This is a genomic window from Streptococcus parasanguinis, from assembly GCF_019929185.1.
Lineage (GTDB): Bacteria > Bacillota > Bacilli > Lactobacillales > Streptococcaceae > Streptococcus > Streptococcus parasanguinis_O.
In genome coordinates this window covers 41,781-66,222 of record NZ_JAHZPC010000004.1, presented here as the reverse complement: position 1 = coordinate 66,222, position 24,442 = coordinate 41,781, and the positions used below count along the sequence as shown (strand labels likewise).

General features: G+C 38.6%; 19 protein-coding genes and 2 pseudogenes. 2 read left to right on the top strand and 19 right to left on the bottom strand.

Translation table 11 applies throughout. The features are described from left to right. Nucleotides 1–194: 194 nt before the first annotated feature. The 6 genes from K1I56_RS03905 to K1I56_RS03880 form a co-directional block, all read right to left on the bottom strand. Nucleotides 195–2,198 carry an FtsX-like permease family protein gene (locus K1I56_RS03905; protein WP_023917532.1) on the bottom strand — a complete coding sequence of 668 codons (2,004 nt, stop codon included), beginning with the start codon at nucleotides 2,196–2,198 and terminating at the stop codon, nucleotides 195–197. Next, nucleotides 2,191–2,958 (bottom strand): ABC transporter ATP-binding protein, encoded by a 768-nt coding sequence (locus tag K1I56_RS03900; protein ID WP_023917529.1) that lies wholly within the window; start codon nucleotides 2,956–2,958, stop codon nucleotides 2,191–2,193. The genes K1I56_RS03905 and K1I56_RS03900 overlap by 8 nt, the downstream gene beginning before the upstream one ends. 328 nt (nucleotides 2,959–3,286) lie before the next feature. Beyond that, a complete protein-coding gene (locus K1I56_RS03895; protein WP_223325321.1) occupies nucleotides 3,287–3,850 on the bottom strand; it encodes a hypothetical protein in 564 nt (187 codons plus the stop codon). A gap of 212 nt (nucleotides 3,851–4,062) precedes the next feature. After that, the gene (locus K1I56_RS03890; protein WP_223325320.1) at nucleotides 4,063–5,181 is read right to left on the bottom strand and encodes a DUF4767 domain-containing protein; all 1,119 of its coding nucleotides are present in this window, start codon (nucleotides 5,179–5,181) and stop codon (nucleotides 4,063–4,065) included. 83 nt (nucleotides 5,182–5,264) lie between these two features. Then, on the bottom strand, nucleotides 5,265–6,122 hold the full coding sequence (locus K1I56_RS03885; RefSeq protein ID WP_223325319.1) for an alpha/beta hydrolase: 858 nt from the start codon (nucleotides 6,120–6,122) through the stop codon (nucleotides 5,265–5,267). Next, the gene (locus tag K1I56_RS03880) at nucleotides 6,109–7,401 is read right to left on the bottom strand and encodes a PTS transporter subunit EIIC (protein ID WP_223325318.1); all 1,293 of its coding nucleotides are present in this window, start codon (nucleotides 7,399–7,401) and stop codon (nucleotides 6,109–6,111) included. Before K1I56_RS03880 ends, K1I56_RS03885 begins: the two co-directional genes overlap by 14 nt. A 312-nt stretch (nucleotides 7,402–7,713) precedes the next feature. Here K1I56_RS03880 and K1I56_RS03875 point away from each other — a divergent pair, with 312 nt between their 5' ends. Together K1I56_RS03875 and K1I56_RS03870 are read left to right on the top strand one after the other, a co-directional pair. Beyond that, nucleotides 7,714–9,108 carry an MFS transporter gene (locus K1I56_RS03875; RefSeq protein WP_223325317.1) on the top strand — a complete coding sequence of 465 codons (1,395 nt, stop codon included), beginning with the start codon at nucleotides 7,714–7,716 and terminating at the stop codon, nucleotides 9,106–9,108. A 275-nt stretch (nucleotides 9,109–9,383) separates the two neighbouring features. After that, a complete protein-coding gene (locus K1I56_RS03870; RefSeq protein WP_223325316.1) occupies nucleotides 9,384–10,079 on the top strand; it encodes a VIT1/CCC1 transporter family protein in 696 nt (231 codons plus the stop codon). A 41-nt stretch (nucleotides 10,080–10,120) separates the two neighbouring features. Here the strand turns inward: K1I56_RS03870 and K1I56_RS03865 are convergent, their stop codons facing one another. The 13 genes and pseudogenes from K1I56_RS03865 to K1I56_RS03805 all read right to left on the bottom strand — a co-directional run bounded on the left by K1I56_RS03865 (nucleotide 10,121) and on the right by K1I56_RS03805 (nucleotide 24,210). Then, nucleotides 10,121–10,660, bottom strand: a complete 540-nt coding sequence (locus tag K1I56_RS03865) for an NADPH-dependent FMN reductase (protein ID WP_049514846.1) — start codon at nucleotides 10,658–10,660, stop codon at nucleotides 10,121–10,123. A gap of 168 nt (nucleotides 10,661–10,828) precedes the next feature. After that, the gene (locus K1I56_RS03860; RefSeq protein WP_223325315.1) at nucleotides 10,829–11,752 is read right to left on the bottom strand and encodes an L-lactate dehydrogenase; all 924 of its coding nucleotides are present in this window, start codon (nucleotides 11,750–11,752) and stop codon (nucleotides 10,829–10,831) included. A gap of 153 nt (nucleotides 11,753–11,905) precedes the next feature. Further along, nucleotides 11,906–12,130: pseudogene (locus tag K1I56_RS03855) on the bottom strand (hypothetical protein); the annotation flags it as partial. Nucleotides 12,131–12,132: 2 nt separating this feature from the next. After that, the gene (locus tag K1I56_RS03850; RefSeq protein WP_223325314.1) at nucleotides 12,133–13,044 is read right to left on the bottom strand and encodes an Rpn family recombination-promoting nuclease/putative transposase; all 912 of its coding nucleotides are present in this window, start codon (nucleotides 13,042–13,044) and stop codon (nucleotides 12,133–12,135) included. Between the two features lie 138 nt (nucleotides 13,045–13,182). Continuing rightward, nucleotides 13,183–13,443, bottom strand: a pseudogene (locus K1I56_RS03845) (HigA family addiction module antitoxin); the annotation flags it as partial. Further along, a complete protein-coding gene (locus tag K1I56_RS03840) occupies nucleotides 13,424–14,485 on the bottom strand; it encodes a hypothetical protein (protein ID WP_223325312.1) in 1,062 nt (353 codons plus the stop codon). The pseudogene K1I56_RS03845 and the gene K1I56_RS03840, both read right to left, overlap by 20 nt. Before the next feature lie 131 nt (nucleotides 14,486–14,616). Further along, on the bottom strand, nucleotides 14,617–16,038 hold the full coding sequence (locus K1I56_RS03835; protein WP_223325311.1) for a hypothetical protein: 1,422 nt from the start codon (nucleotides 16,036–16,038) through the stop codon (nucleotides 14,617–14,619). A gap of 96 nt (nucleotides 16,039–16,134) precedes the next feature. Next, nucleotides 16,135–17,916 carry an NACHT domain-containing protein gene (locus K1I56_RS03830; RefSeq protein WP_223325310.1) on the bottom strand — a complete coding sequence of 594 codons (1,782 nt, stop codon included), beginning with the start codon at nucleotides 17,914–17,916 and terminating at the stop codon, nucleotides 16,135–16,137. Between the two features lie 16 nt (nucleotides 17,917–17,932). Next, on the bottom strand, nucleotides 17,933–22,303 hold the full coding sequence (locus K1I56_RS03825; protein WP_223325309.1) for an Eco57I restriction-modification methylase domain-containing protein: 4,371 nt from the start codon (nucleotides 22,301–22,303) through the stop codon (nucleotides 17,933–17,935). 6 nt (nucleotides 22,304–22,309) lie between these two features. After that, nucleotides 22,310–22,984 carry a DNA methyltransferase family protein gene (locus K1I56_RS03820; RefSeq protein WP_223325308.1) on the bottom strand — a complete coding sequence of 225 codons (675 nt, stop codon included), beginning with the start codon at nucleotides 22,982–22,984 and terminating at the stop codon, nucleotides 22,310–22,312. Nucleotides 22,985–23,101: 117 nt separating this feature from the next. Next, on the bottom strand, nucleotides 23,102–23,467 hold the full coding sequence (locus tag K1I56_RS03815) for a TIGR02328 family protein (RefSeq protein ID WP_223325307.1): 366 nt from the start codon (nucleotides 23,465–23,467) through the stop codon (nucleotides 23,102–23,104). Continuing rightward, nucleotides 23,468–23,845 carry a YbgA family protein gene (locus K1I56_RS03810; RefSeq protein WP_223325306.1) on the bottom strand — a complete coding sequence of 126 codons (378 nt, stop codon included), beginning with the start codon at nucleotides 23,843–23,845 and terminating at the stop codon, nucleotides 23,468–23,470. It abuts the gene before it with no gap. A 107-nt stretch (nucleotides 23,846–23,952) separates the two neighbouring features. Further along, complete coding sequence (locus K1I56_RS03805) at nucleotides 23,953–24,210, bottom strand: SemiSWEET family transporter (protein WP_223325305.1); 258 nt, start codon at nucleotides 24,208–24,210, stop codon at nucleotides 23,953–23,955. Nucleotides 24,211–24,442 lie beyond the last annotated feature (232 nt).

Sequence of the window (24,442 nt, the reverse complement as noted above, 5' to 3'; positions counted from 1 at the left end):
CCAAAACTCCCGAGTGATAGAAATACTAGTATTTCTATCACTTTTCTCACGGCGGAAAGTTTCGGTATCTATTTAAATAAGCTTAATAACATACATTATTATAATTCTTTCCGCAACACTTGGCTTGTCCTATGTAAAAAACAGTTTGTTTATTTATTGGATTTTTCATTTCTCAATCTTTTATAGACTCAGCGCTACCTCACGACAATTTTCCGATAACTTCTAGACGTCAGTAGAAAGACGAGGATATAAGAGATGAAAAAGACAGCGCAGATGGCTAAGGTTGTTTGAAGGACCAAGCCCGCATTGTTCGCTCCTAAGAGAGCAACGATTTTTGCAATCATCTTATAGGCCACTCCTAGGTAGAGGAAGGAGAAGAATAATGGAAGGAAAAAGACGGTGAGAATCTGTTTGCGTATGGTGGTGCCGGTTTGCTTTTGGTCCAATCCTACTTGTTGCAAGATCACAAAATTTTCCCGGTCCTCATAGCCTTCTGAAATCTGTTTGTAGTAAATCACGAGAACCGTAGCCAATAGAAAGATCACAGATAGGAAAACACCAATAAAGAGGATTGTCCCTGCTGATTCACGCCACTCCTTCTCCATGCTGTATCGATCAACCCCACCAAACAAAGTCCCACCATATTGACTCATTTTGTCTGTCGAATAAAGCTCTTTGGCCATTCCAGCTATAAAATCTTGGTTTTCTTTATTTTTAGCACTAATAGAGAATTCCAAATTTTTATCAATTTTTAATCCCAGTTGGTTCAAGTCAGGGAGGACAAGATACAAGCCCATTTGGTGTTGAAACAGGTCGGCTTGAGGGAGTTTCCCTTGGATAAAATTGGAGTCTAGTTTTTGCTTAATCGCGAAGCTCTTTCCATTGATTTCTAATTGCGAGTCTAGTCTTCCAGGATACTGATACCCATAGGCTAGGATTTCATTTTCCCCAAGCTCAACTTTTTGACCCGTCAGTTGCTCATAAGTTGCCTGATCAAAAAAGTAGACTACTCCTTCTGTCTTCAATTCCTGACCAGTTTCTTGATCGGACTGGTCATAAACCTCTAAGACCTTTCCATCAATCTTTCGAATTTCAGCCGACCAGTATGTTGTCTGATTCACTTGATAATCTGATAGATGTGTCGCATCGGCCACTTTCTTAATTTGTGCTTGAACCTCCTCAATAACCGGTTCTGTTTCAGCTTCTGAAGTCATATGCCCCACACTAATATTGTAGTCCGAAGGGTACATAGTATCTAGGTAATTCTGCCCTCCAATAAAGAGATTCAGCGACCCTGTTAAGGTGACCAAGACCATGGTGGAAAGAATACTAATGGTCGCAAGGCCCGCTGCATTTTTTCGCATCCGTGCTATTAAGTTGGAGACGGATATAAAATTCTCTGGCTTGTAATAGTAGGATTTCCGACCTTTGAGAAATCTTAAAAAGGTAATGGTGCCTGCGTTGAATAAGAGATAAGTCGCAAGAATGACCAAGATAACGGCAATAAAGAATCTTTGGACAGCCGCAACTGGACGCTCTGCTGTTAGCGCTAAATAGAAAGCAATTCCTAAGAGTCCTAGTCCTAAAAGAGTTTGGACCAGCAAGAAGCGTCCTTTCTTCTCTCCTGCCTTTTTCTGTTGCATGAGGTGGAGGGAACTGTAGCGCAAGAGACGGAAAGAATTTAACAAGAGAATGAGGGCAAAAGCTAAGGCTAGCCCAAATAAAGTGTTAAGAACAGCCCCTATCTGGAAGGTCGATTGAATGACGACTGGAAGCCCCATACATTTTAAGAGGAGGGCAAAAATCAAGGGATCAAACAAGAGCCCCAAGCCCAGTCCTACTCCAACTGTGAGGATATAGAAGATAAGCAATTCCCATAAGGTCATGACGAGGAGGTGCTTCTTCTCCATCCCCAAAACACTGTACAAGCCCAGTTCTTTGGAACGATTTTTCATAACATAGCCATTGGCATAAGCCACTAAAATGACGACGACCAGCTGGACGATGAAACAACCAAAACCAAGGACAGCTCTTGCCGTTCGTCCTCCGTAAGAAGCTTCTAAATGAGGGGTCGTTGCCAGGGCGATAAAGCTATAGAGGATCATAGTCGTTAAAATGATAGCTATAGCAAAAGGGTAATAGAGCTTACGATTTTGTTTGAGGTTGGAAAGAGCTAATTTACTTGTTAATTTAAACATCACGATCCTCCTTACTCGCCATGACCGTCAAGGTATCCGAGATTTCTTGGAACATCTGACGTTCTGTTTTTTCCCCGCGGAAGATCTGGTTGTAGAGAATTCCGTCTTTGATAAAGAGCACGCGCTTGGCCCGAGCAGCCGCTGCAGTTGAGTGGGTCACCATGAGGATGGTTTGGCCCATTGTATTAATATCTTCAAAGACATCGAGCAACGCAGCCGAAGACTTGGAATCCAGCGCCCCTGTTGGCTCATCAGCAAGGAGAATTTCAGGTGAGGTGATGATGGCACGCGCTACAGCCACCCGTTGTTTTTGCCCGCCAGATATTTCGTAAGGATATTTCTCAAGAAGCTGGTGAATACCCAACTCCCGACTCACGCTATCGACTTTACTCATCATTTCCTTGACGGGCCTGCGAGAAAGGACCAAAGGTAAGAGGATATTGTCCTTGACAGACAAGGTATCCAGCAGGTTGAAGTCTTGAAAGACAAAGCCTAGTTTTTCCCGACGGAAGCTCGAGGCATCCTTGTTCTTGATAGTTGAAGTATCGGTACCGTTGAGGTAGACCCGTCCTTCGGTCGGCTGGTCCAGCATGGCTAGGATATTGAGGAGGGTCGATTTCCCGGATCCTGATTCCCCCATGATGGCGACGTATTCACCCTTTTCCACAGTGAAGTGAATATCCTTTAAGGCTTCGACTTGCGTTCCTTGAAAGCGCGTTTTGTAGATTTTTTTGATATGTTGAACATCTAGTAGGGTCATGGTCCGTTCCTTTCTAGCTCGATAAAAGCTTCAATCCATTTTTACAAGTCTATTGTACTAAAACTGAAGCGCTTTCACCATAACCTAACCTTACATTTTCCCCTTTATTTCTTACATTTTTGTAAGAAAGCGAAAAAACAGGCTAGGACAAAAGTCCTAACCTCTTAATTGTTTTTGGATTGTCGAACAAGACGCAGTGGTTGAGTGGGCTCTACTACGCTGATTTCATCAGCTTTTACAGCCCTACTCAACTGTGCAGAGGTGGGACGACGAAATCGAATTCTAACGAATTACCGATTTCTGTCCCACTCTCATTTTCATTTATGAATTATTCGGCTGATGAAGAGAGCAATGGTGCAATTGATTGATAAGCACCTTCAAGAGCTTTTTGGGCAATATCGCGAGCATTTTTCAATTGTTGTGCGAATTGACTACGAGCTTGTTCAGGAACAACTGTATCATCAGAACCTGCAGCTGAAAGTGTATCGTTAAATGTTTTTCTTGCAGTTTCCATAGATTGGATCCCAGGAGCTACTTGCTGATTATAGGCATCTTTACCAGACTCGGGCATCTTATCCCCAATCTCTTTGACATATTTTGTGTAGTTGTCAATCATTTTTCCATAAATGGTTTTCATATCACCAAGTGTTTTGGCATTATCAATTTCTTCATCAGTCAACAAGACAATTTCTGGAATTTCAACAGAAGAGGTTGCTGATTTTGATGTTTTTGATGAACTGCTTGATTTGCTTTTTGAAGTAGATGATTTTTCTACTTTGCTAGAAGAAGCCTTTGCATCTTTGCTTGATGAGTCTGAAGCAGTTTTACCAGAACATGCTGCTAAGGTTGCAACTGACAAGAGAGCCACACCGGCTGTAAGAAGTTTTTTCATATTTTTTCTCCTATAAATAAAGAATGAATATATTTTAAATGATTTTCCTTTACTTGTCAAATATTTTCCGTTTCCAAATGCAATTACACTGTTAACTATCACTAGTTTTTAACATATTTTCTATCCTAAAAAATATCGTTTATTTTGTATTTTTATTCATATATTAAATAAACAAAACCAGAAGAACAGTCGTTTTCTGGTTTTTCTTTTTTTTATTGATGAAGCAGTTGCGTAAATTCTTCTTGAAGTTCCTTGTTGTCTGTTGGTTTTAGGTACATCTTTCCACCATTGGTCGTTGGGGAATGAAAGACGATGGCTTCCCCCGTATCCGTAATGGCAAAGAAATAACTATGCACATCTGGATACTTGTCCCAATTGCTATATCGTTCTACAATGCGGTATTTTGCATTTCCTTGGCCAGTATCTGTATAAATAGCATCCATCTTGCTATTGTCCCCTAGAGTATAGAGGTTGTCTGGTCCTACATCACCGCCAGCAATGCCTTTTTGGTAGTTGGGTTGCCCCATCTTTTCGCCCCAGGTCTTCATAAATTCTGCTAATTTTGCTGATTTTTCAGCATTCCAAGGCGTTTTCTCCTGGCTTTGGCTATTTCCCGCTGATGGTGCGCTGTCAAAAGTTTGCCAGTCAAAAGCCTTGAGATCCAGTTTATTCTCATCCGATTTTCCAAAGAGGCTATTCAGATCTGAACCAGGTACTTGGACTTCTTCTTCCTGGACTTTGGTCGCAGCTTGAGGCGTCTTTTCTATCCGTGAAAGCACAGCTACCCCACGGCCAGTTCCTGACATCCAGCTGACTTCTAAGACTTCTCCTCCCTGATAGAGGGTCGTCGCATTGCGCGCTCCACCGTGTCCAGCTACGAAACCTTCAGCTAGCAGAGTCGGTTTTTGGTCCTTGAGGTAATAAACTCCTGTCACAAAGTAGCTTCCATCGGTCTGCTGATTGGCGATGATCATCTCATCTACCCCATCGTTATTTAAGTCCTTAAAGGCATAGCGAACGGCATCTGGCTGATTGATCACGGTCTCGATCACCCAGCTATTGATCATCCGATCTTCTTTGGCTAATGCATCATTCAATTTGGAAATAGCATCTAAATCTTTTGAAGTGGCAAAAATCTTTTGGTAGTCTGAAAAAACAGACTGGTATAATTGTTTGTTATCTGCTTTTTTCGCTTGTTTTTTAGCTGCTGTCTGGCTCGTTGCAACCTCTTTTTTAGGACTGGACTGGCGCTGGTATCTTTGGTAACATCCTGTTAACATGACCATACTCGAAGCCACTAACCCTAACTGCACCCATTGTTTTCTTTTCATCTGATCTCCTTTAGTCTCCCGTGTTTTCATACTGATCTTTATTATACTAAAAAAAGTATGAGGAAGGAATCCCTTCTTCACACTTAGTTTTCTTTATTTGGTTTGGTTCTACGATCCGTTTGACTTTCAATATGCTCTTTCACCAAGGCAACCACCTCATCATTGGTTGGAAGGTCCGAGTGCTGGGCATCTTCCCCCGTCACTGTGATCTCCGTATAACTAGCAGCTTGGTTTTGGTAGATATATTTCCCAGCAGAAACACTGGCATCTGGGACCAACTCATCGGAATCATAGGTGATGGTTCCTGCTACTGAATACATATAAAGCGTATTAGGGATGGCTTTTTTCCCCTTGATAAAATCGGCTAACATCTCAGATTTGTTTTGAATATTGGTTTCCGTGAAATTATAGGGAGTTCCGATGGTCATGAGGGTCTTTAGATCCACATCATAATCTTCTAGATAATTTTCGATAAAGGCTGTATAAATCAAGCCCCCGTTAGAATGACCCAAGCCCTTGAAATTATTAAAATTGTATTTTTCTTGAAGGGCTTCAAAGGCTTGATTGAATAGTTTAGCCTGCTTTTTAATATTGCTATAGCCATCTTTGTTGTTTTCAAAACCAACCACAATCACTGGTTCATTGTCCTTGGCATCAATACTACCGCTATAGGTGATATTCCCATCATTCCATACCTTGAGCTTGAGAAGACTGTGCTTGGTGCCTTGGCGGCCTTGGTTGAGCTTGGTCACCAAGCCATCAAAGCGGTTCTCTGTTGCTGAGCTTCCTGGAATCATAATGATGGGCGACAGTTTGGAATTATAAAATTTCTCGATTTTTGAAACATTGGTTCGAGTCCAGCTATAAGAAGGAATGGCTAAACCGATCAAGAAAAGACAGACCAAAGTGAGGACGATGGCTGTTTTTTTAGAGACTTTCATCGCTTTCTCCTTTCACTTTTAGATCTTTTCGAATACGATTTCCCATGCGGACAAATGGTAGATAAAGGAGCACGTCTATCGCAAAACAAAGGATACTCACAGCTAAGGCTCTCAGACTTCCTCCCGTTCCAATGAAAGCATAGAGAAGGCTAGGAGTCCCATCTGGCACTGGATAGACGGCTGCTGGCATAAGCTTAAGGCACAAAGCCACAGCAGCGATGGCCATATTGACCAAGGGGATCAATAAGAAGGGAATCACATATAGAAGATTGAGCAGGACCGGAATCCCTACCATGAAGGGGGCACCGTTATTAAAGAGGCCTGGAAAAATACTGAGGAGACTAACTTTCTTGTCCTTTCGACTGTTGGAGACCAGTAAGATCGCTACCAAAAGTGCTAGGACAGCACCAACACCGGCCACCAGACCAAAACTGCGGTACAAATTGGTTAAAGTATATAGATGAGGAATCCCCGTCGTTGTATGATGGGTCACAGCGTAATTCAGATTTTCTAAAGCAAAACTGTCATCCGCAATTGAGTTTAGGGCAAAAGCCTGACTGTTGCCGACCAAAGCTGATAAGCCACTGAAGAGTCCCATGACAAAGGTGGACAGGAGATGATGACTGCTTTTAGTCAGAGAACTAAAGAATTGACCGATTATTTGAAAAATACGGTACTGATTGCCAAGAAGGAGGAGAATATTCAAGCTAACCCCTAGAACCAAGGACAAGAAAATGGGACGCACAGTCTTGGGCTGATAAATAAAGTCTTTGTCCACAATCTGGTCGTCACTAGCCTTGGATAGTCGAAAGATCTGTCCGATTAGATAGCCTAAAACAATGGCTAAGAGGATATTGGTCGTCGCAGGTAAGTTAATTCTTGTCAGTTGCCCATCATTGAGTGGTCCCACCAACAATTCCTGAGACCCTACAATCAAGCTGACCAAAAGAGCAGTCACGCCGGCTGTTCCTGTACTTCTACCATAGTGCCCAGCTGTATATTTCCCAGCGAAGTAGGTTGCTAAAGGCCCTGCTAGACCTCCTAGAAAGTTGGAAAAATTAATAAGAACCTGGCTGATAGCTTGATCCCATGGCAACCAACTATCCATCGAAAAGAGCTGATGGATATAGCCTCGATCAGAAAAGACCGATAAGGCAATCACTCGAATGATTCCTGAAAATAAGAAAAAAGGAAATAAGGAAACCAGGGTTTTCTGGGATATTTGAATCAAACTTTTTTCTCGTAACCAGAAAAACTTCTGGACTAAATACTTGGTCATGGCGCCCCCTATTGGTGTGTTCACATTGCTTGCTTTCATCTTATTATATCATAGTGGTGAGCAATCCCTTTCATTTGGAGAAGCATCATCTTTTGAGAATACTTTTAAAATTTTCATAATTTTTGAAAAACTCTTTGACAGGGGTCTTCATTTCCTCTATACTATTTGTTAGCTAACAAAACGATGAATCAGGTTAACGTTGGTCCTGCTATACTCATAGCAATTGGATTTGACGGGAAATGAGATCGCTACGATGGATTTTCAGACCATTTTTACAACATTATAGGAAGATTTAGGAGGAATCAGACGTCTATGTCACAAGAAAAAATTTCAGCCAAGGTCTTGTTCGCGATCTTTGCGACAGGGATCCTGTCCTTTTGCGGGGTGGCTGGAGAAACTGCCATGAACATCACCTTTCCAATATTGATGAAGGAATTTGAGATCAATACCGCAACCGTCCAGTGGGTTACGACCATCTATCTTCTAGTGGTTGCCTGTGTGGTCCCCTTATCTGCTTATCTCAAGCGTTCCTTTAAAATGAAGTCCATCTTTTTAGTTGGAAATCTCCTATCTGTTTTAGGTGTTCTTATCGACTTCTTAGCTCCAAATTTTGGCTTTGTGGTCCTGGGGCGATTGGTCCAAGGAATGGGGGTTGGTTTTGCCCTTCCTCTGATGTTTAATATCATTTTAGAACAAGTCCCAAAACGTAAGATCGGTCTCATGATGGGAGTGGGGACCTTGATTACAGCCATTGCACCCGCTATTGGGCCTACTGTCGGGGGACTCTTAACAGCTAGCTTCGGCTGGCGGTCCATCTTTTTAGTTCAATTCCCGATCCTTCTGGCCTCACTAGTTGCAGGACTTCGCTCCATTGAACAAATCAGTAAAGTCAAGCGAGAAACGCTTGATATCATGAGCCTCCTCGCCATTATTGCTTCATTTTTAGGCTTGATTTTAGGGATTCACGGTCTTTCTGACCATGCTTTCTTTAGTTTTTCTGTCCTTGGTTGGCTAGTGATTGGGTTCTTGGGACTGGTTCTCTTAGTCTGGCGCTCCAATCAGTTGGAAACTCCCATTATAAACCTTGCCATCTTAAAGAACCATCTCCTCACTGGCCATGTTCTTGCCTTTTTCACCTTCCAATTAGGCTCTCTGGCCATGAGTTTCCTCTTGCCCAATTATATCCAGTTGGTCAACCACTCTAACACCACACTTGCAGCTTTGATGCTGCTTCCAGGAGCCATCATCGGAGCTGGCTTTGCTCCTTTCTCCGGTCTCATTCTAGATAAACTAGGCGCCCGCAGACCAATTCTCCTTGGAGCTGTTTTGATCCTTCTGGCTCATTTCTTCTTCACACTCTTTGGCTTGAAGTTATCAAATGTCTTGATTCTTGTCTTTTACATGATCTTCATGACCGGTATGGGGCTTGCCTTTGGCAATATCATGACCAACGGACAAAAACAACTCTCTCTGGAAGAGCAACCTGATGCGAACGCGATTTTTAACACCTTGCAACAATTTGCAGGCGCTGTCGGAACAACCCTAGCTTCGCTGATCGTTGCCATGAGCCAAGCTAATCAAAAGATGGACTTCACCCAAGCCACTGCTAAAGGAAGCCGCAACGGTTTTATGGTCTTATTTGCCTTAGGCATCTTCCAACTGCTTCTCTTATTTTGGGTTGTGGGGAAAGAACAAGATACGAATTAATTTTTCTCATCAGAAAACAGCAATTTGCTGTTTTTTTGTTATCCTTTCCGCACTCGCGTTAGAATACCATCAGGATCCTCAAAGGTAAAATCACTTCTGCTAAATAAATCTTGCTAGAATAGGCGTATGACCTATTCTTTCTTTTTGCTTGCAATGCCAAAGATTATAACTTAAATTTCATTAAATTGTCGAACTTTTATCATTTGAGTTAAAATCCTTGCTTTCTTTTTGTATTTTATTTATAATCATTCTAAATAAGATAAAGGAGACATTGTATGACTGAAATGAAACATGGAGTAGATGAATCATTTAGCGATCGATTGAATATCTTGAGAGCCGCGGTTCTCGGGGCCAATGATGGGATTATTTCTATTGCTGGGGTGGTGATTGGGGTGGCCAGTGCCACACCAAACATCTGGATCATTTTCCTATCTGGCTTGTCGGCGATTCTGGCAGGTGCCTTTTCGATGGCGGGTGGTGAGTATGTTTCTGTTTCCACACAAAAAGACACGGAAGAAGCTGCTGTGAACCGCGAACAAGCCTTATTAGATCGTGATCCAAAGTTAGCTAGAGACTCTCTCTACCATGCTTATCTTGAAAATGGAGAATGTGAAACTTCAGCAAAAATTCTGACAGAGCGGGCCTTTCTGAAACACCCCCTCAAAGCCTTGGTCGAAGAGAAATACGGCATTGAATACGAAGAATTTACCAATCCTTGGCATGCAGCTGCATCTAGCTTCCTTGCTTTTTCTATTGGTTCCCTTCCTCCAATGCTCTCTATCATTCTCTTTCCAGTTAACTATCGCATTCCAGTGACAGTCTTCGTTGTTGGACTATCCTTGATCTTCACTGGCTATACCAGTGCGAAACTAGGAAAAGCACCAACCAAGCCAGCCATGCTTCGCAACCTGATCATTGGCCTTCTCACCATGGGTGTGACTTACTTCTTCGGACAATTGTTTAGTATTTAAAAAAAGCTGAGACTTCTGTCTCAACTTTTTTTATGCTTTTCTTATGCTTCTAATAAGGCTTGTGCTTGTTTTTCTAATCCTGCGATTGCTTCATCTGTCAAGACTAATTCACCTGTTGCCCAGGCTTCTGGGTTAACAGTTGTTCCTGTGAAGTCTCCCACTACTTGAGTACGAACGAATGGTAAGAGGGCTTGGTAAGCCGCAAACATTGGCTCGTGTCCTGCATTAGCGACTGAAGAGACGGTTACGATCTTGTCTTGGAGGGCAGATGGACCACGAGTTTCTGACAGGTCAAGGGCACGGCTAAGCCAGTCGATCAGGTTTTTCACTACACCTGGAATGGCAAAGTTGTAGACTGGTGAGAAGATCCAGATGGCATCCGCAGCAAGGACCGCATCACGTGCTGCTTGCACAGCTGGCAAGGTTGGCGTTTCCAAATCTTGGTTCATCATTGGGATGTCCTTGTAGTCCAAGTAAGTCACCGTTGCTTTTCCTTCAAGAAGGCTTTCTGCTTTCTGGGCCATTTGATGGTTGAAAGATCCTTGACGAAGGGATCCGACGATAAATAAAATGTTTTTCATAGCTGTTTCCTCTTTCTGTTGTAAGATTATTTATTACAAGTAATATTATACATACCTTAGATGTAATGTCAAGAATTACAACTTGGAATTTACTAAGCTTTATTACATTCACTAAGCAAGGGCTAAGACAATTGAGAGGCTAGGACTTTTGTCCCAGCCTCCTCTCTTTTATGCATGCTCCAGTCCTTTTTTTGTGTTTTCCTTGATGGTTTCGGCTGAATGGAGTAATTTTTCTTTTTCTTCTTCTGTCAAATGCAAGTCCAATCGTTCAATAATTCCTTTTCGACCTACAATCGCTGGATAGCCAAGATAGGTTCCATATTCTGGACGATAGTTAGAGACCGGCATTTCCTCGTGGCTATCATTGATCACAGCTTCTACTAAGCGTTGGGCTGCTGCTGCAATCCCAAAGTTGGTATAGAATTTACCAAAGAAAACCGTGTGACCACCACGCAAGGACTCGTAGTTAATGGCGTCCAGCTCTTCTTGAGAGAAGAGATCGGTAATGGCGTGTCCTTTGACACGGACCTGGCTCCAAGCAACAAATTGGGAATTTCCATGCTCACCAAGGTTATAGCCTGATACACTAGCAGGAGAAACCTGCAAACGATCGGCGACTGCGCGCTTCATCCGAGCTGTATCCAGCAAGGTTCCTGTCCCAATCACCTGCTCTTTTGGAAGGTCGGTATATTGTTGATAGAGTTGAGTGACTGCATCGACCGGATTGGTCACTACCAATAAGACCCCACTAAAGCCAGAAGCCTTCAAATCACGCGCTACTTGCACTACTTGCTTGCTAGTAAAAGGAAGCTCCGCAAAACGGTCATCTGTGTTATTAGCCTGCAACTCGATATTTCCAAGAGTCGATACCACAACATCCGCATCTTTTAAAGCCGCGTAGTCATTGACCGTGATATGAACCGGATACCCCGTATTGGCAACTGTATCACAGAAATCCAAGGCATCTGCCTTGACCTTTTTCTCATTGGTATCAATCAAGACCAAGTGATCACAGGTGTGTTTCAAAATCATGCTGTGGGCCAAGGTCGCACCCACATGCCCCAAACCAATAATACCAATTTTTCTTGTCATCAGAATCCTCTTTTCTAGTATCGATCACACTGTTGGTGAGGATAGCTCTTTGTTGACTCTATTCTACCACAATTCTAGAAAGGCGGATTGAAAAAATGGGAAAATTTTCAAGTTTTTTCAAAAAAGAAAAGAGGCGATGCCTCCGTTAACGACTCAGGAAAGAAGAGTCTCAATTTCTTCAATGGTTAAGCCCGTCATCTCCGATATAAGATCAGGCGACATTCCTCGTGAGACCATCTCGCATACCAACTGTTTACGACCTTGTTCCAGACCTTCTTCACGCGCTTCATCAATCGCCGTCTCCAGGGTCATATCATAATTTTCTTGAATACGAATCCGCTCGTCTATCATGGTCCTCTCCTCCTTGGTCCAGCTAGATTTTACGCTAACATAGATTTGATCTCTTCAATGGACAAACCCGTCATCTCCGAGATAAGCTCAGCCGTCATCCCTCGTGAGACCATCTCGCATACCAACTGTTTACGACCTTGTTCCAAGCCTTTTTCTAAGCCTTGTTCCAGCCCTTGTACTAAACCTTCTTCTCGCGCTTCATCAATCGCTGTCTCCAGGGTCATATCATAATTTTCTTGAATCCGAATACGCTCGTCTATCATGGTCTTCTCCTCCTTGGTCCAGCTAGATGAATCTAGTAATGAATCTGCATGAGCCACAGCCTGACTGGGAGCTTTTGTAAAGGGAAGATTCCCAAAAAACTCCAACCATTGTCTGCCTGCATCTGTCAGGTTCTCATCTTTATTATACTTGTCTAGCTCTAAAAAGGCAACCTGCAGAAGATTTTGGTGCTTGCCATTTTTATAATAGGCCTTGAGTTGCTTCCCGGACCGGCTATTGGTCAGCCAGTATTTGTTGATGGCGGCCTCTTCGTCTAGTAAGAGCGACTTCTCCAAAATGGCAATTCCATAGACGGGCTCCATCTGCTCGTACATCTTATGAGTCTGGCCTTGCTGGCGCAGTTTTTGCACATTCTCCACCAGCTGATTGGCCAAATAGTAATGGAACCGATTCAAGAAATACTGCTGCTTGCGAATCTGGATCTCGATGATCACCTCGGTTCCATCATGGAGCTTGGCTCTCACATCCACCGCAGTGGAGAACAAGTCATCCTCCTCATAGGCCATGCTGTGGGGCTGGCTTCCCTCCACAATCTGAGCGTCCGCCACATCCAGCTCTAAAATATCTCGAATAAATGCTGTCGTCACCTCTGGTAAACTAAAAATCTTCTTGGCCATGATGTCCAAGGTCGGCGATACATGCGCGTGTCTCTTTTGCATCCCTGCTCCTTTTCGATAAAAAATAGAGGGAAGGTCCCTCTACTTCTATAATTCGAAAAAAATTGGGAAAGTGACTACAAGACCATTACGAAACGAAGTAATAGCTCTCTATAATAATCAATCTCAAGGTACTGCACCCTCTGCCACTTTCCTATCAAAGGAAGCTTGTAAATTAAGCCAAGTTTTCATCGAAATATTAGTAAGCTTCTCTAACTTCTGAGCAAGATCATTACTAATCGACTCCTCACCATTCACTAATTTACTGATCATTTTTGGAGATTCTCCCAATTTCTCTGCAAATTCATTCTGGATCATCTGATAATCTTCAATTAGCTCTCCAATATATTGACCTGGATGGAAAGCAATCAGATCAATATTTTCAACTATTGTCTTTCTCATCACATTTTCCTTTATACAAAATATTGGGATAATACTGTTCAACCTCTTCATACTCAAGAACTTCGATTGATTTTTCATCTAATAACTTATAGACATTTCCATGAAGCCCTGTTGGGTCAAGCGCATATAAATGATAATTTGGTCTAAAAACATGAACATATTGAGTCCTCTGATCTTTCCTCTTAAACTTCACCAGCTTATTATTCTGATAAATTTCAAGGTCAAATTTTAAACTAGCAGTCTGATCAAGCGAGATGAAAAAACTCAATATTGGATTTTCTTTACTAATATGATTTTTGGTTTGTAAAGTGTACATTTTTTGATAGGGCTCTGAAATATTAAATACATTCTTTTCATTATTACTATCGACGCCTGCTGCTCCCATCGGCCTAGTAAGAAACTTCTTATTTTCTTTATCGAAAGGTGCGGGATAAGAAATCAACTTCTTACTATTTTTGTCAAACAATTGAAGTAATAAAGCCTGATTTTCACTGACAAGATCAAAATGTTTTAAAATTTGCTCTTTAGAAACTTTTACCATTATAATACGTTTAATTTCTCTAGGTTTAATTTTTATATACGGTATTTCTTCTGAAGATATCTCTTCGTATCGATTTTCAAACCACCATCCTTTAACATATTTCAACATAAACCCATCTATTTCAATGCTTTTATTCCCATTATTTATCGCAAAAATACTAAATATTTGTCTGTCGGGATTTAAGCCATGTTGAAAGCTTAACTCATCAACAAAATAATCAAATATTACTTCTACATTTTTTAATTTAATCTGATTGATATTTAGATCCTTATCAGTTGAAAACAGAGTAGATACTTCAAAATAATCCCTAATAATTGAATTATCCGAACTATTTACTCCTCTACTTACTGCATTGCGAATTTGAATATTCTCAATTTTTGTAGTCTTAATTAATTGAAAAAATTTTTTTCGAATAGGAGTTAGAATAAATGAAATCAAAAATGTTGAGATTAATGTCGCAATAACCGTCATAAAAATATTAGGCCATAAAATATTTTTCATTATTTCTCCTTATTTATCTAAGAAACTTATCTTGTGATAAAAAATTAATCCTAATTTTTATGGTTTAATATATTTGATAAAATATTCTGAAGCATATTTATTATGATATAAACTTTGTATATTGTTTGTTATCAAAACAACTTTTTGTTGATTTCTGAAACATTATTTTTTCCAGCTCGCCCATCACTTGGTGTCTTTGCCATAGTAATAGTATAGCGATTATCATCAAAATACGTTAATTTATAATGTTTTCCATCCTCTGTAATGGTGAATCCCAGTTGTTTCAATTCTTGATTCAACTTTTTATTCAATCCGCTATAGTTTGTCAATAGACGTTTAATCTTATCTCTCTTGTGATTAAGAATATCTTCACTGTCATTCTGTTGGATAATATCTTGAATGATATGTTTTTTACGAGTTCCATCTTGGATATTCTGTAAGGAATCACTCAAAACTGACAAAACAAATTCCTTTTTCTCACCTTGAAAGAATTCCTTCTCAGATCCACTTGATATAAAACTACTATCACTAACTTCTTTATTATTGAAAATATCTCTATAATAAGCTAGCTCTTGTTCCAAATCAGAAATACTACTACGCAAACGGCCATTTTCTTCCGTTAACACATCAAAATCATTACTAAAACTATCTAAGAGTTCTTCGGTCTCCTCTTTGGTTCTCTCAGCTTTCGTACGTTTAGATTTTTGACTTTCAAAACGATCTCGAAGTAACGAAGTTAGTACTCCATTCCATGTATACAGCGGATCAATGCTTTGCTGATTTGTAAAATTAATAATGTCTTTTACAATGTTTTGTCTAGTTATAGTTGGATCAAAATATTCGTAATTTAGAAACCTCTTGTGTTTCATTAAATCAGATTGGTAATATATACCAATTGCACCATTGTATTCATTAGCATTATCACATTGCTCACGAATTAATGTGTTTGTTCTAAGATCACTTTGTACAAAGATATGCGCTACTCCTTTAAGAGCATAAGCCAATTTATTGATGTCAATAGGAATCTTATTTGAAAATGTTTTTGATACATAAACTATAGGCAAATCATAAGTCTTTGTTTCATTTATGACTGCAGTCAAAACATTGAGATTTTCACAGTCAATCATATGAGGATCCCTAACTACAGGAAGGTCATTGTCATTTACAACATAACCTTTTTCAATCAATAATTTAATAAATAATGGAGTTGTAAATGAAGGGTCAACACCAATAGCATCTTCAGTAAAACTACGATCCAGCATGATTGACATTTTATTGTCTCTAAAGTTCATGATATAATCTGTTTTCCAAATGATTCCATCATCTAATTCTTTTACGTATCTTACAGCTATGATTTCCTCATTTCTGTATTCTTTAAATTCGAGAGAGATTGTTTCATCACCAAATTTTTGATTGTAGGATCCATCCCAATTCAAATTGGGTATAACATTATTTTCATGTGGACTTCCTTGATTCCATTCAATCACTAAATTCAAAAAATCATCTTTAGTCAACGACTTATCTATCTTTAAAATTGTAGAAAAAAGTAACATTTCTTTTCCTTTCAGGATATAGTCTGTACAACACTCAGATTAATATCTGATATTCAAATATTTCCAACCTAGTCTATGAACAATCAAAAACAATTTTTACAGTTCATCTATTAAAGAATCAATCGTAGTTTTATTAGTTATAGATTGTTTAAGCACTTCATCTGCCCATTTTATAGCATAATCATAACGTCTTATTAACCACGAATCTAACCAACTTCTCAATAACTCTTTTTCTGAATCAGCTAAATCTTCAAACTTAGCCTCAATAGCTGGATATTCAATCATCCCCTTTATAATATCATCATCAAAAGTTCTATCGTCAATGTCAGTCAAAGGAATTCCTATGTTTTCTAACAATATGAAAAACATCTGAAAGAATGGTTCAAACTTTTCTTTTAAACTAAACGTGATTCCTAGTTTCGGATTTAAATTAAAAGTTTTGAAACAAAAGTTTATCTTATCATCTAAAGTATTTAATTCTTGAAAGTTATTTTTCAGATTTTCAATTATAGGAACAAATAAATTAAGATAGGTTCTTTCTTGTTGCACTGTCAATAATGTCATAATAAAGGTCCTGTTATAATTAATATTATTATAATCATTATCAAGCCAAGCTTGTAATATCATTTTCTGTTTATTATCGTCTAATTTACTTACTCCAATTCCAGCAAAATACTCTTGGAACGAACGATGAGTAAACCTAAATTCTCCATCTTGAACAAGCATACAAATATTAGAAATAGCATCAAAAATAAATGCATCATCTTCAAATTTCTTGAAATATTTATTCTTATATGACTCAAAAATTTTATAAACATTCTCAGATGAGAAATTAACTTGTTTTTTCATAAAAGTCTTCATAGCTAAATAAGATAATATTTCTTTGAAAGTTTCAGGAGATAAGTCCGCTCTTAGCTCGCGCTTATACCCAGACTTTGAAGCATCGTGTTTATGATAAAGTGTATAAAACGCTTGGGTATAAAAGTCTGTAAGATTATTTGGAATCGAAGCACCTGACTCATAAGTCATCAACATAATAGTTAAGAGTAAAGGGATAGATGCAAAAGATTCGTGATTATCATATAGCCTATCATTTAACTCTTTAGAAAATTGTTTTTTTGTAATAGAATCATAATCCAAACGGCCAATTAAAGATAAGGCTTGTTTTTTATTCAGTGGCTGAACACTATATTCGATAAAATCATTCCAACCGATATACTCCTCTGAAGGTCTTGAACTAAGTACGTAACGATTATTATTGTAAATGTCTATAAATTTTTTCAGAGAACCAATTATAGTTTCTCTAAATAATAAATTTATCTCATCTACGCCATCAAATATAATGGTATAAATCCCAAACTCTAAGCTTCTATAAAAGAGGTCCCTACTTAGTTTGAAGTGATGTCGATTCATTTCACCATAAATAAAATCTTTAATTTCAAAATCTTCAATGTTAATATTATTCATTGATTTAAGTTCAATAAAAATTGGTATACTACTTTCATTACTGATTTGATTAATAAAGATATGTTTCATGAGCATTGATTTCCCTATCCCACCAGTTCCAGTTATAATTATCCTTTTACACTTATTAAAAAGAAAATCTGTATTTGTTAAATCAATACTAGCATCAGATGATTTTACAACTTGGGGCTCATAAAAGTCATAAAGATTTTTCCCCTCATTTTTATAAAGTAACGTTTTTACAGTAATGTATTTTGTATATGAATATTCAAGATATTCTTGAAAAATAACTCTCAAGTCAATATCTTGCTGTAATTTGGATATTTTATATTTTTCATTAATACCTTCAAAAATTTTCGGAACAAATTTAGAAAGCATTTTCCCAATAGTTTTCTTAGCAGTTTCCTCTATCATCTCTTAATCCTAAGCCCTAAATCATTTCTTTCACTTTTTCTTCAATAAAAGTAATTTCTTCATCACTCAACCCATACTTTTTATACAATTGCTGATCTATCTCAGATATAGATTTCGACCAATCAATGTCTGAATTATCCGAAAAATTCTGAAGTGGTACATAATTCCATTTTTCAGCCGGATTGTGCTGAGTAATTTTTAAGATACCAAGTAAGGTCCTCGCAAACTTAGTCTTTATATACTTAATGCATGCTTTTGCCTCTGACTTAGCGCCAAAAGAACCTATAGATAAGAAAGTCTGAGTATGGCCAGTTAAAGGATCGCCAATTATTGGTGATGACAAAACCTCTCCTAAAATCCCACTACCGTTAGACTTAGGCAAAATAACTTTATACTTTTTAAAGTTTAAAGGACCATTTATATATCTTCTATCAACCCATTTATAAACTCTATCATTATTTTCTCGTCCAATAATTTTAACAAAGTCTCCTACCTGACTGTCATTGTTATTAATAAAAACATCAGGCAATTTCTCAAAAATATTAGTTGTAACATCAAATTCGTGTCCATTGCTCAAACGACCTTTTGCAGTTGGAACATCTTTATGCATCTTTTCAGTCAGTCTATAACTATCTGAAGAATAAATTATTTTACTAAGACTTTCAAAATCTGGTTTTATTACAACTTTCTGAAGTATTTGATTTAATTCTTCATGAGCAGTAAATACCTCTATAGCACCAAAATATTCCTTACAGTCATAATAAGTTATTACTATACCACCTTTTATATCTGTATTAGGAAATACTTGCGAAGAATCTTGTTCATAGTAAACTACTTTCAAATGATCATCTGATAACATTTTTCTATTCCATGCTTTAGGTGTTTTTCCTGCATTAAATAGGAATCGAGCAGGCGTAATAAGAATAGATTTACCTGCTATCTCATAAGATAAATCCATGAAATAATTATAAATAGGACGATCACTCGTTCCCTCTAAAGTTTCCTGATACGGCGGATTTCCAATCACAACATCAAATTTCACTTTATCAAAGGCCTCCTCTACTTGTTTTTTACCTTCGTCAATACTTGATTTTAATATATCTGAGAAGTTTTCAATATAGGCTATATTGGTCTTATATTTTTTATAGCCTGTTAAAGTTCTCACTGTAATAGTCTTAGCCATTGGTGTTTTTGCAATGGCATAGATATTGTTTTCTAAGATTCCACGATAGACACTGTCGGCATCAAATCGATTATCATCATTATTTTGTACATATTGATAATAGAGACTCATGGCAGCATGTAAAGGATAAAGCCCTGTCTTAGCATTGATATCAATGATTTTAGTCTCTGGATGATAGACACTATCAGTAACATCTGTGTCTACCCAATGTAGATTTGGTGTAGCACCATCAGTCATTGACTCAAAGTTATCGTCATAGAAATTAAGTCCACCAATACCTTTTGCAATTTGCATATTTACCACTCGCCATGGTGTCAAAACAGTTTCTTTATCGGGATTCTTGAAGCTACCAAATAAGGTCGCAATTTCTTCGGCACGTTCAATAAAATCAAGACTATCAAAAGATTTAGCTCGTTGACGAATGATTCGACCTGCTTCAATAAAGACCTCTGCATCATAATACTTGGTTATATCTTTGAACATCCCCTTTGTGAATCCAGCAGGCATAAATTCTTTCCAAGATTCGTCATCAACTTCTTTGATAAAGTCTTCGATAGTAATATCTTTACTTAAATCGACATCCATTCCGTAGATCATCATTGGAATACGAATAGAAACTCCTCGTAAGATAGAAATCATCGTTTTTTGTTGTTTACGAGCCTCTTTGAGTTTCTTTATCGCTTCTTTTTCCTCTTGACTACGCTCACGAAGTTTCTTTTTCTTAGCTTTTTCTGCCTGATCATATTCTTCATCAGTCAAACCACTATCGTTAATTGTTACTTTAGTAGGAGTTTTTTGTTTTTGCGTTTTACCAACGATAGCATTTAGTTTATTGAAACGTTCTGCATCATCAGCAGTTAGTGTTAAGAGATTATCATTGTAGAGACTGTCATCTTCAAAACCTGAGCGTACTGCTTTTTCAGCATAAACCTTTTTGATTTTCGTCAACATACGGTCAACATTAAATGGTTCCATGCCATTATCACCTTTACCTAAAATAGGCAAAAAGTTAAGCAAATTTGCCATCGCCTGTTTTTGCTGATTTGTATTTTTCTTCCCAACACCAGAGTTTATTTGAGCTGTTTCAGCCATTACTGTTAAAGCACGATCTGGAGCAAAATCAAAAATATAACAACGTTTCTTCATCCCAATCTTTTCATGAGAGAATGGTGTTTGTGCACGAAATGCAGCCTGTAGGTAATTCGTAGAGCTGCTAGTATTAGAAAGGAACATCACTGCTGTCCATTCAGGAACATTGACCCCTGTTGTCAACCTACGGACTGTCAAAGTGATTGTTTTTGTTTGTGAAGGATCGTCTGTAATCGCTTGACGTACCTTCGAAAGATCATCTCCTGAAGTATCTAAGATATTATCACTCTTATCGTTTCGTACAACATTAACAATATTGTAGTCCATCCCAAACACTGGGTGTTCCTTTAAAAGCTCTTCAAAAGCATTAGCTTCCCTAACTCCCGGCATGATCCAAAGAGTATGACGGAGTTCATCACGATATTCTCTTGTTGAAAATGGATAGTTAGTGTCACTATTTGGGTTAGTGATATTATCCAAAAAACGTCGGACATCGGCTTTATAAACTAATTCACCCTTATCATCCACTCTGAAAAATTCACGAAAATTGAAGGCTTTATTTTCATCGGTAAATTTTTCCTTATGCTTCATCTCAAAGATATACATTTTTACCTCTGGAAGCTGCTCATAAGGGTTAGGAAGTTCAGGATTTTCCAAATCCCATTTCAGTTTAGCTTGTTGTTCCATGACATAGTCCCAAGTATAGACTTGTTCAGGTGCAAATTGATCAAGAAGATTAAAAGGTGTACCAGATAATTCTAGAATCTTGGTATGACCTTCTTTTACCAAAGATTTCATAACAGTATCGCTAAGTTCAGTCTGTGTTCCCTCATGTGCTTCGTCAATGATGATTAAATCCCAGTCTACATCCGAAAATAAAGGGAGATTGGCTTGAGCGCCATTATAACGAAGATACTGAATGGATGCAAAATATATAAATGGTTTATCACCAGATTTCAGGGTTGTCAGTTTCTCCCCTTTATCAACTGATCCATACAAATACCCCGCTTCTGCCATTTCCATTTTTTTGTAGTCCTCAAACCATGAATCACGGACTACTGGTCTATGTGTCATGATTAGAACACGTTTAAAGCCTTCTTGTTTTATAAGCTCCAATGAGGTTAAGGTTTTACCAAAACGCATTTTGGCATTCCAAAGCATACGGTCTTTTTTCTTAAAAGTTTTTTGAGTTTGTTCCACGGCAGCATTTTGTTCGGGTCTAAGAATAATCTCCGATTTATCTGCTATATATTCAGCCGGTACATCACTAATAAATGACCGTCCATCTTTGACAGCCTTAATAGCTTCCTTAGCTGTCTCTAAATCAGTCTTAAACCACTCATTACCTGCTAATTCTTTAGGGTGTTTAATTCCTGACCGCTTTAAAACTTCATGGACGTCATGATCACGAAACCAAGTTTTTGTAGATTTTTTATAAGCTAGTTCAACCCAACCAAGATCAAAATGAAGACCAGCGGTTGTCATATATTGCTTAATCCTTTTTGGTGCTATTTTACGTAAAAACTCACTATTTGCAGTCCAATCAGCTTCAATATCGTCTGAGGATACTGTTCCTTCCCCGACCTTTTGAGCACCTTCATAAGCAGCAAGTTGCCCATTCTCGTTATTTACAGTCTGAACATAGATAAACTTACGTTCAGCTGTTGTATAACGTTCTTGAGCTTTAGGTTCTAAGTAATTGTCATACAAAGAAATTTTAATTTGATCATTAACACACTTAGTCACAAACCAAACTAAAATCATATAAATCTGTTCCAATGATTTTAATGCATTCTCTCGAGTTGCCTCTTTAGGATTAAGTTCATGAGCTGAATTATTTCCATACCGTTTAATCTCAAAGAAAGCATCCACAATTTCCTTATTTTTAATATTATCTTTGATTTTTTGTAACTTCTCATGAAAAGTTGAATATGATGGTAATTCAATATCTGAATAATTAGCAAATAGGATTGCTGTATTTTCTGCAACTTTACGAACTCTTATCAACACCCCTTCATAATCTTTTTGTGAGTAGTTATTCTCAGCCTCATTGACAGTTGAAAAAAGTACTGCTGTTTCTGTGTTCACTTTTAAAAAATCAAAATTCGATGCCATAATTCTTTAATCTCCCAATGTATATACTTTTTGAATAACTACTTTCTTCGTATTGCCAACCCTCAAGTCTTCATCTAACTCTTCAAAGAGGCTTAATTGCCCCTCAACAACCCTATCCTCACCATCAATATTCTCACCAAAAAGTTCAGCAAAAGCAAATCGTTTTTCTTCAACAAGACTAGGATATCCTTTTACTCGCTTCCACTCACTAAACATAATAAGTTCATTTGAATCAGGGTGTCGCTTTGTCAAAGTATTTCCTCTTACAATATTCTTTTTGATTAGGTAATGAGCAGATTTATAGACATCAGTATTGCTACCCAATCTCTCACCAAAAGAGTCTTCATACCAATCCAAATAATGCAAAAACATTCGAGAGCGAGCTACTTCCAGGTTATCTTCTAGAAACTCGATACCATATATTGAAGATAAGGCAAATAGGGACTTTGTTTTCCAATTCCGCTTATTATAATAAATAGTCACAGCTGAAAGTTTTCTCTCTAGAATAGCTTCCAGAAAATTCCCATCCCCAGCTGAAGGTTCTAAAAAGGTAGAATAAATATTTTCACACGCCTCTTTTACACCAGGAGTATCTAGCATTTTCTGAACCATCCATGCTGGCGTAAAAACTTCACCATGTTTTTGAACACGATGTTTAGACTTTATAAGTGCTTCAGTCATAATTTCCTCCGTGATATCTCCTATTATTATAGCATGTTTGAGAAAGAAATTAACGCTTTCAAAGCATTTTGTTGGTTTTTCGCGCAAAAAAACGAACCTGGTCTGGTCCGTTCTTTCTTAATCTATATAAATCCCTTTTTCTGCTAGGTTATCTAAGCATTCTTGTAGGTAAGTAGCCTGGTGTTCAGGATAGATAGGGGTGGGCAAGCCTTCCTCTTCCAGTTCTGAATAAGCTGGGCAGGTCTTGCCTCGGTAGGTTGGCTCCCACCACTCTGGGCTAACCTTGTAGCCACGAGCGGTCATCTCCTCCATGATCAGGCGGTGATAGGCGTAGAGGCGATAGGGCGAGTAGTCAAAGACATAGTTGACCGTCGCGTGCTTCTTGCCCCAGCCATTGCCTCGAAGGGCGCAGCATTCCCGGTGTTGGCCTAGGAGCTGGGGACGAGGGAGTTTGGGAATCAAGTCTTGGTGCCAGAGTCTCATCTATTGAGCTCCTAGTAGCGTCGAGTCTTGTAAGTAGCGATTGGGGTAGCGCTCCAATAGCGTCTGGATTCCCTTGATCAGATCTTCTTGCTGGGCTTGGCCATGCTGGTATTTCTCAAGTAGCAGCATAAAGTCCGCCTTTTCCTCTGCAGTCGCCTGCTTTTTGAAATAGCCCCAGATATGCTGAAAGGCATTGGAGACCTGGCCACGATTTTCTGGCAAGGCCAGCGCTTGCTGGATCAGGCCCTCGACGTGGCTGACCTCTACCTGGTCTTGCTTGAGGTACTCCCGGATTTCCTTGTAGAGATTACTGGAACGACTGAGTACCAGGTATTTATTTTTCGCCCATAGGACTTGACAGTGATGTTTTTGATCCACTCGTGTCTCCTTTTGATCTTCTCTATGAATAGTCCTCCCATTATACCATGGAAATGAGTGAAGTCATAAAAAAAGAAGCCAGACTTTTGTCCAGCTTTTTTAATTAATTACAAGGCTGTGACGGCTGTGATCAAACCAAAGATGATCCCTGGTGCATTAGCTGCAGCAAGTGGGATATCGCGTTCTTTTTTAAAGAGTCCATAATAGACCCAAAGACTACAATTGATGGCTGCGACAAGCGGTTGAATAAAGTTCCCTTTGTGACCTGCGAGGTTATCCATGATTTGTGGGAAGTAAGACACATACATCATAACAGACATAAAGGTCGCAACCCAACCAAGAATTTTCATTTGTTTTTCATTCATTTTGAAACTACCATTTCCTTTTCTTTTTTTAAAGTATGCACTATTCTACCTTTTGTCCTTTACAAATTCAAGTCTTTTTTTCAAATGTTACCGAACTGTAAAGTGTCACAATCTTGTGATTTTGCAGGAAGATGGATTTCTTTTCGAGAGAGTCTTCTCTCTAGTTGCCATTTTTTTGACACATTGTCTAATTTTGTGCGAATGTAATCATTTTCATCTTGCATAGCATGCA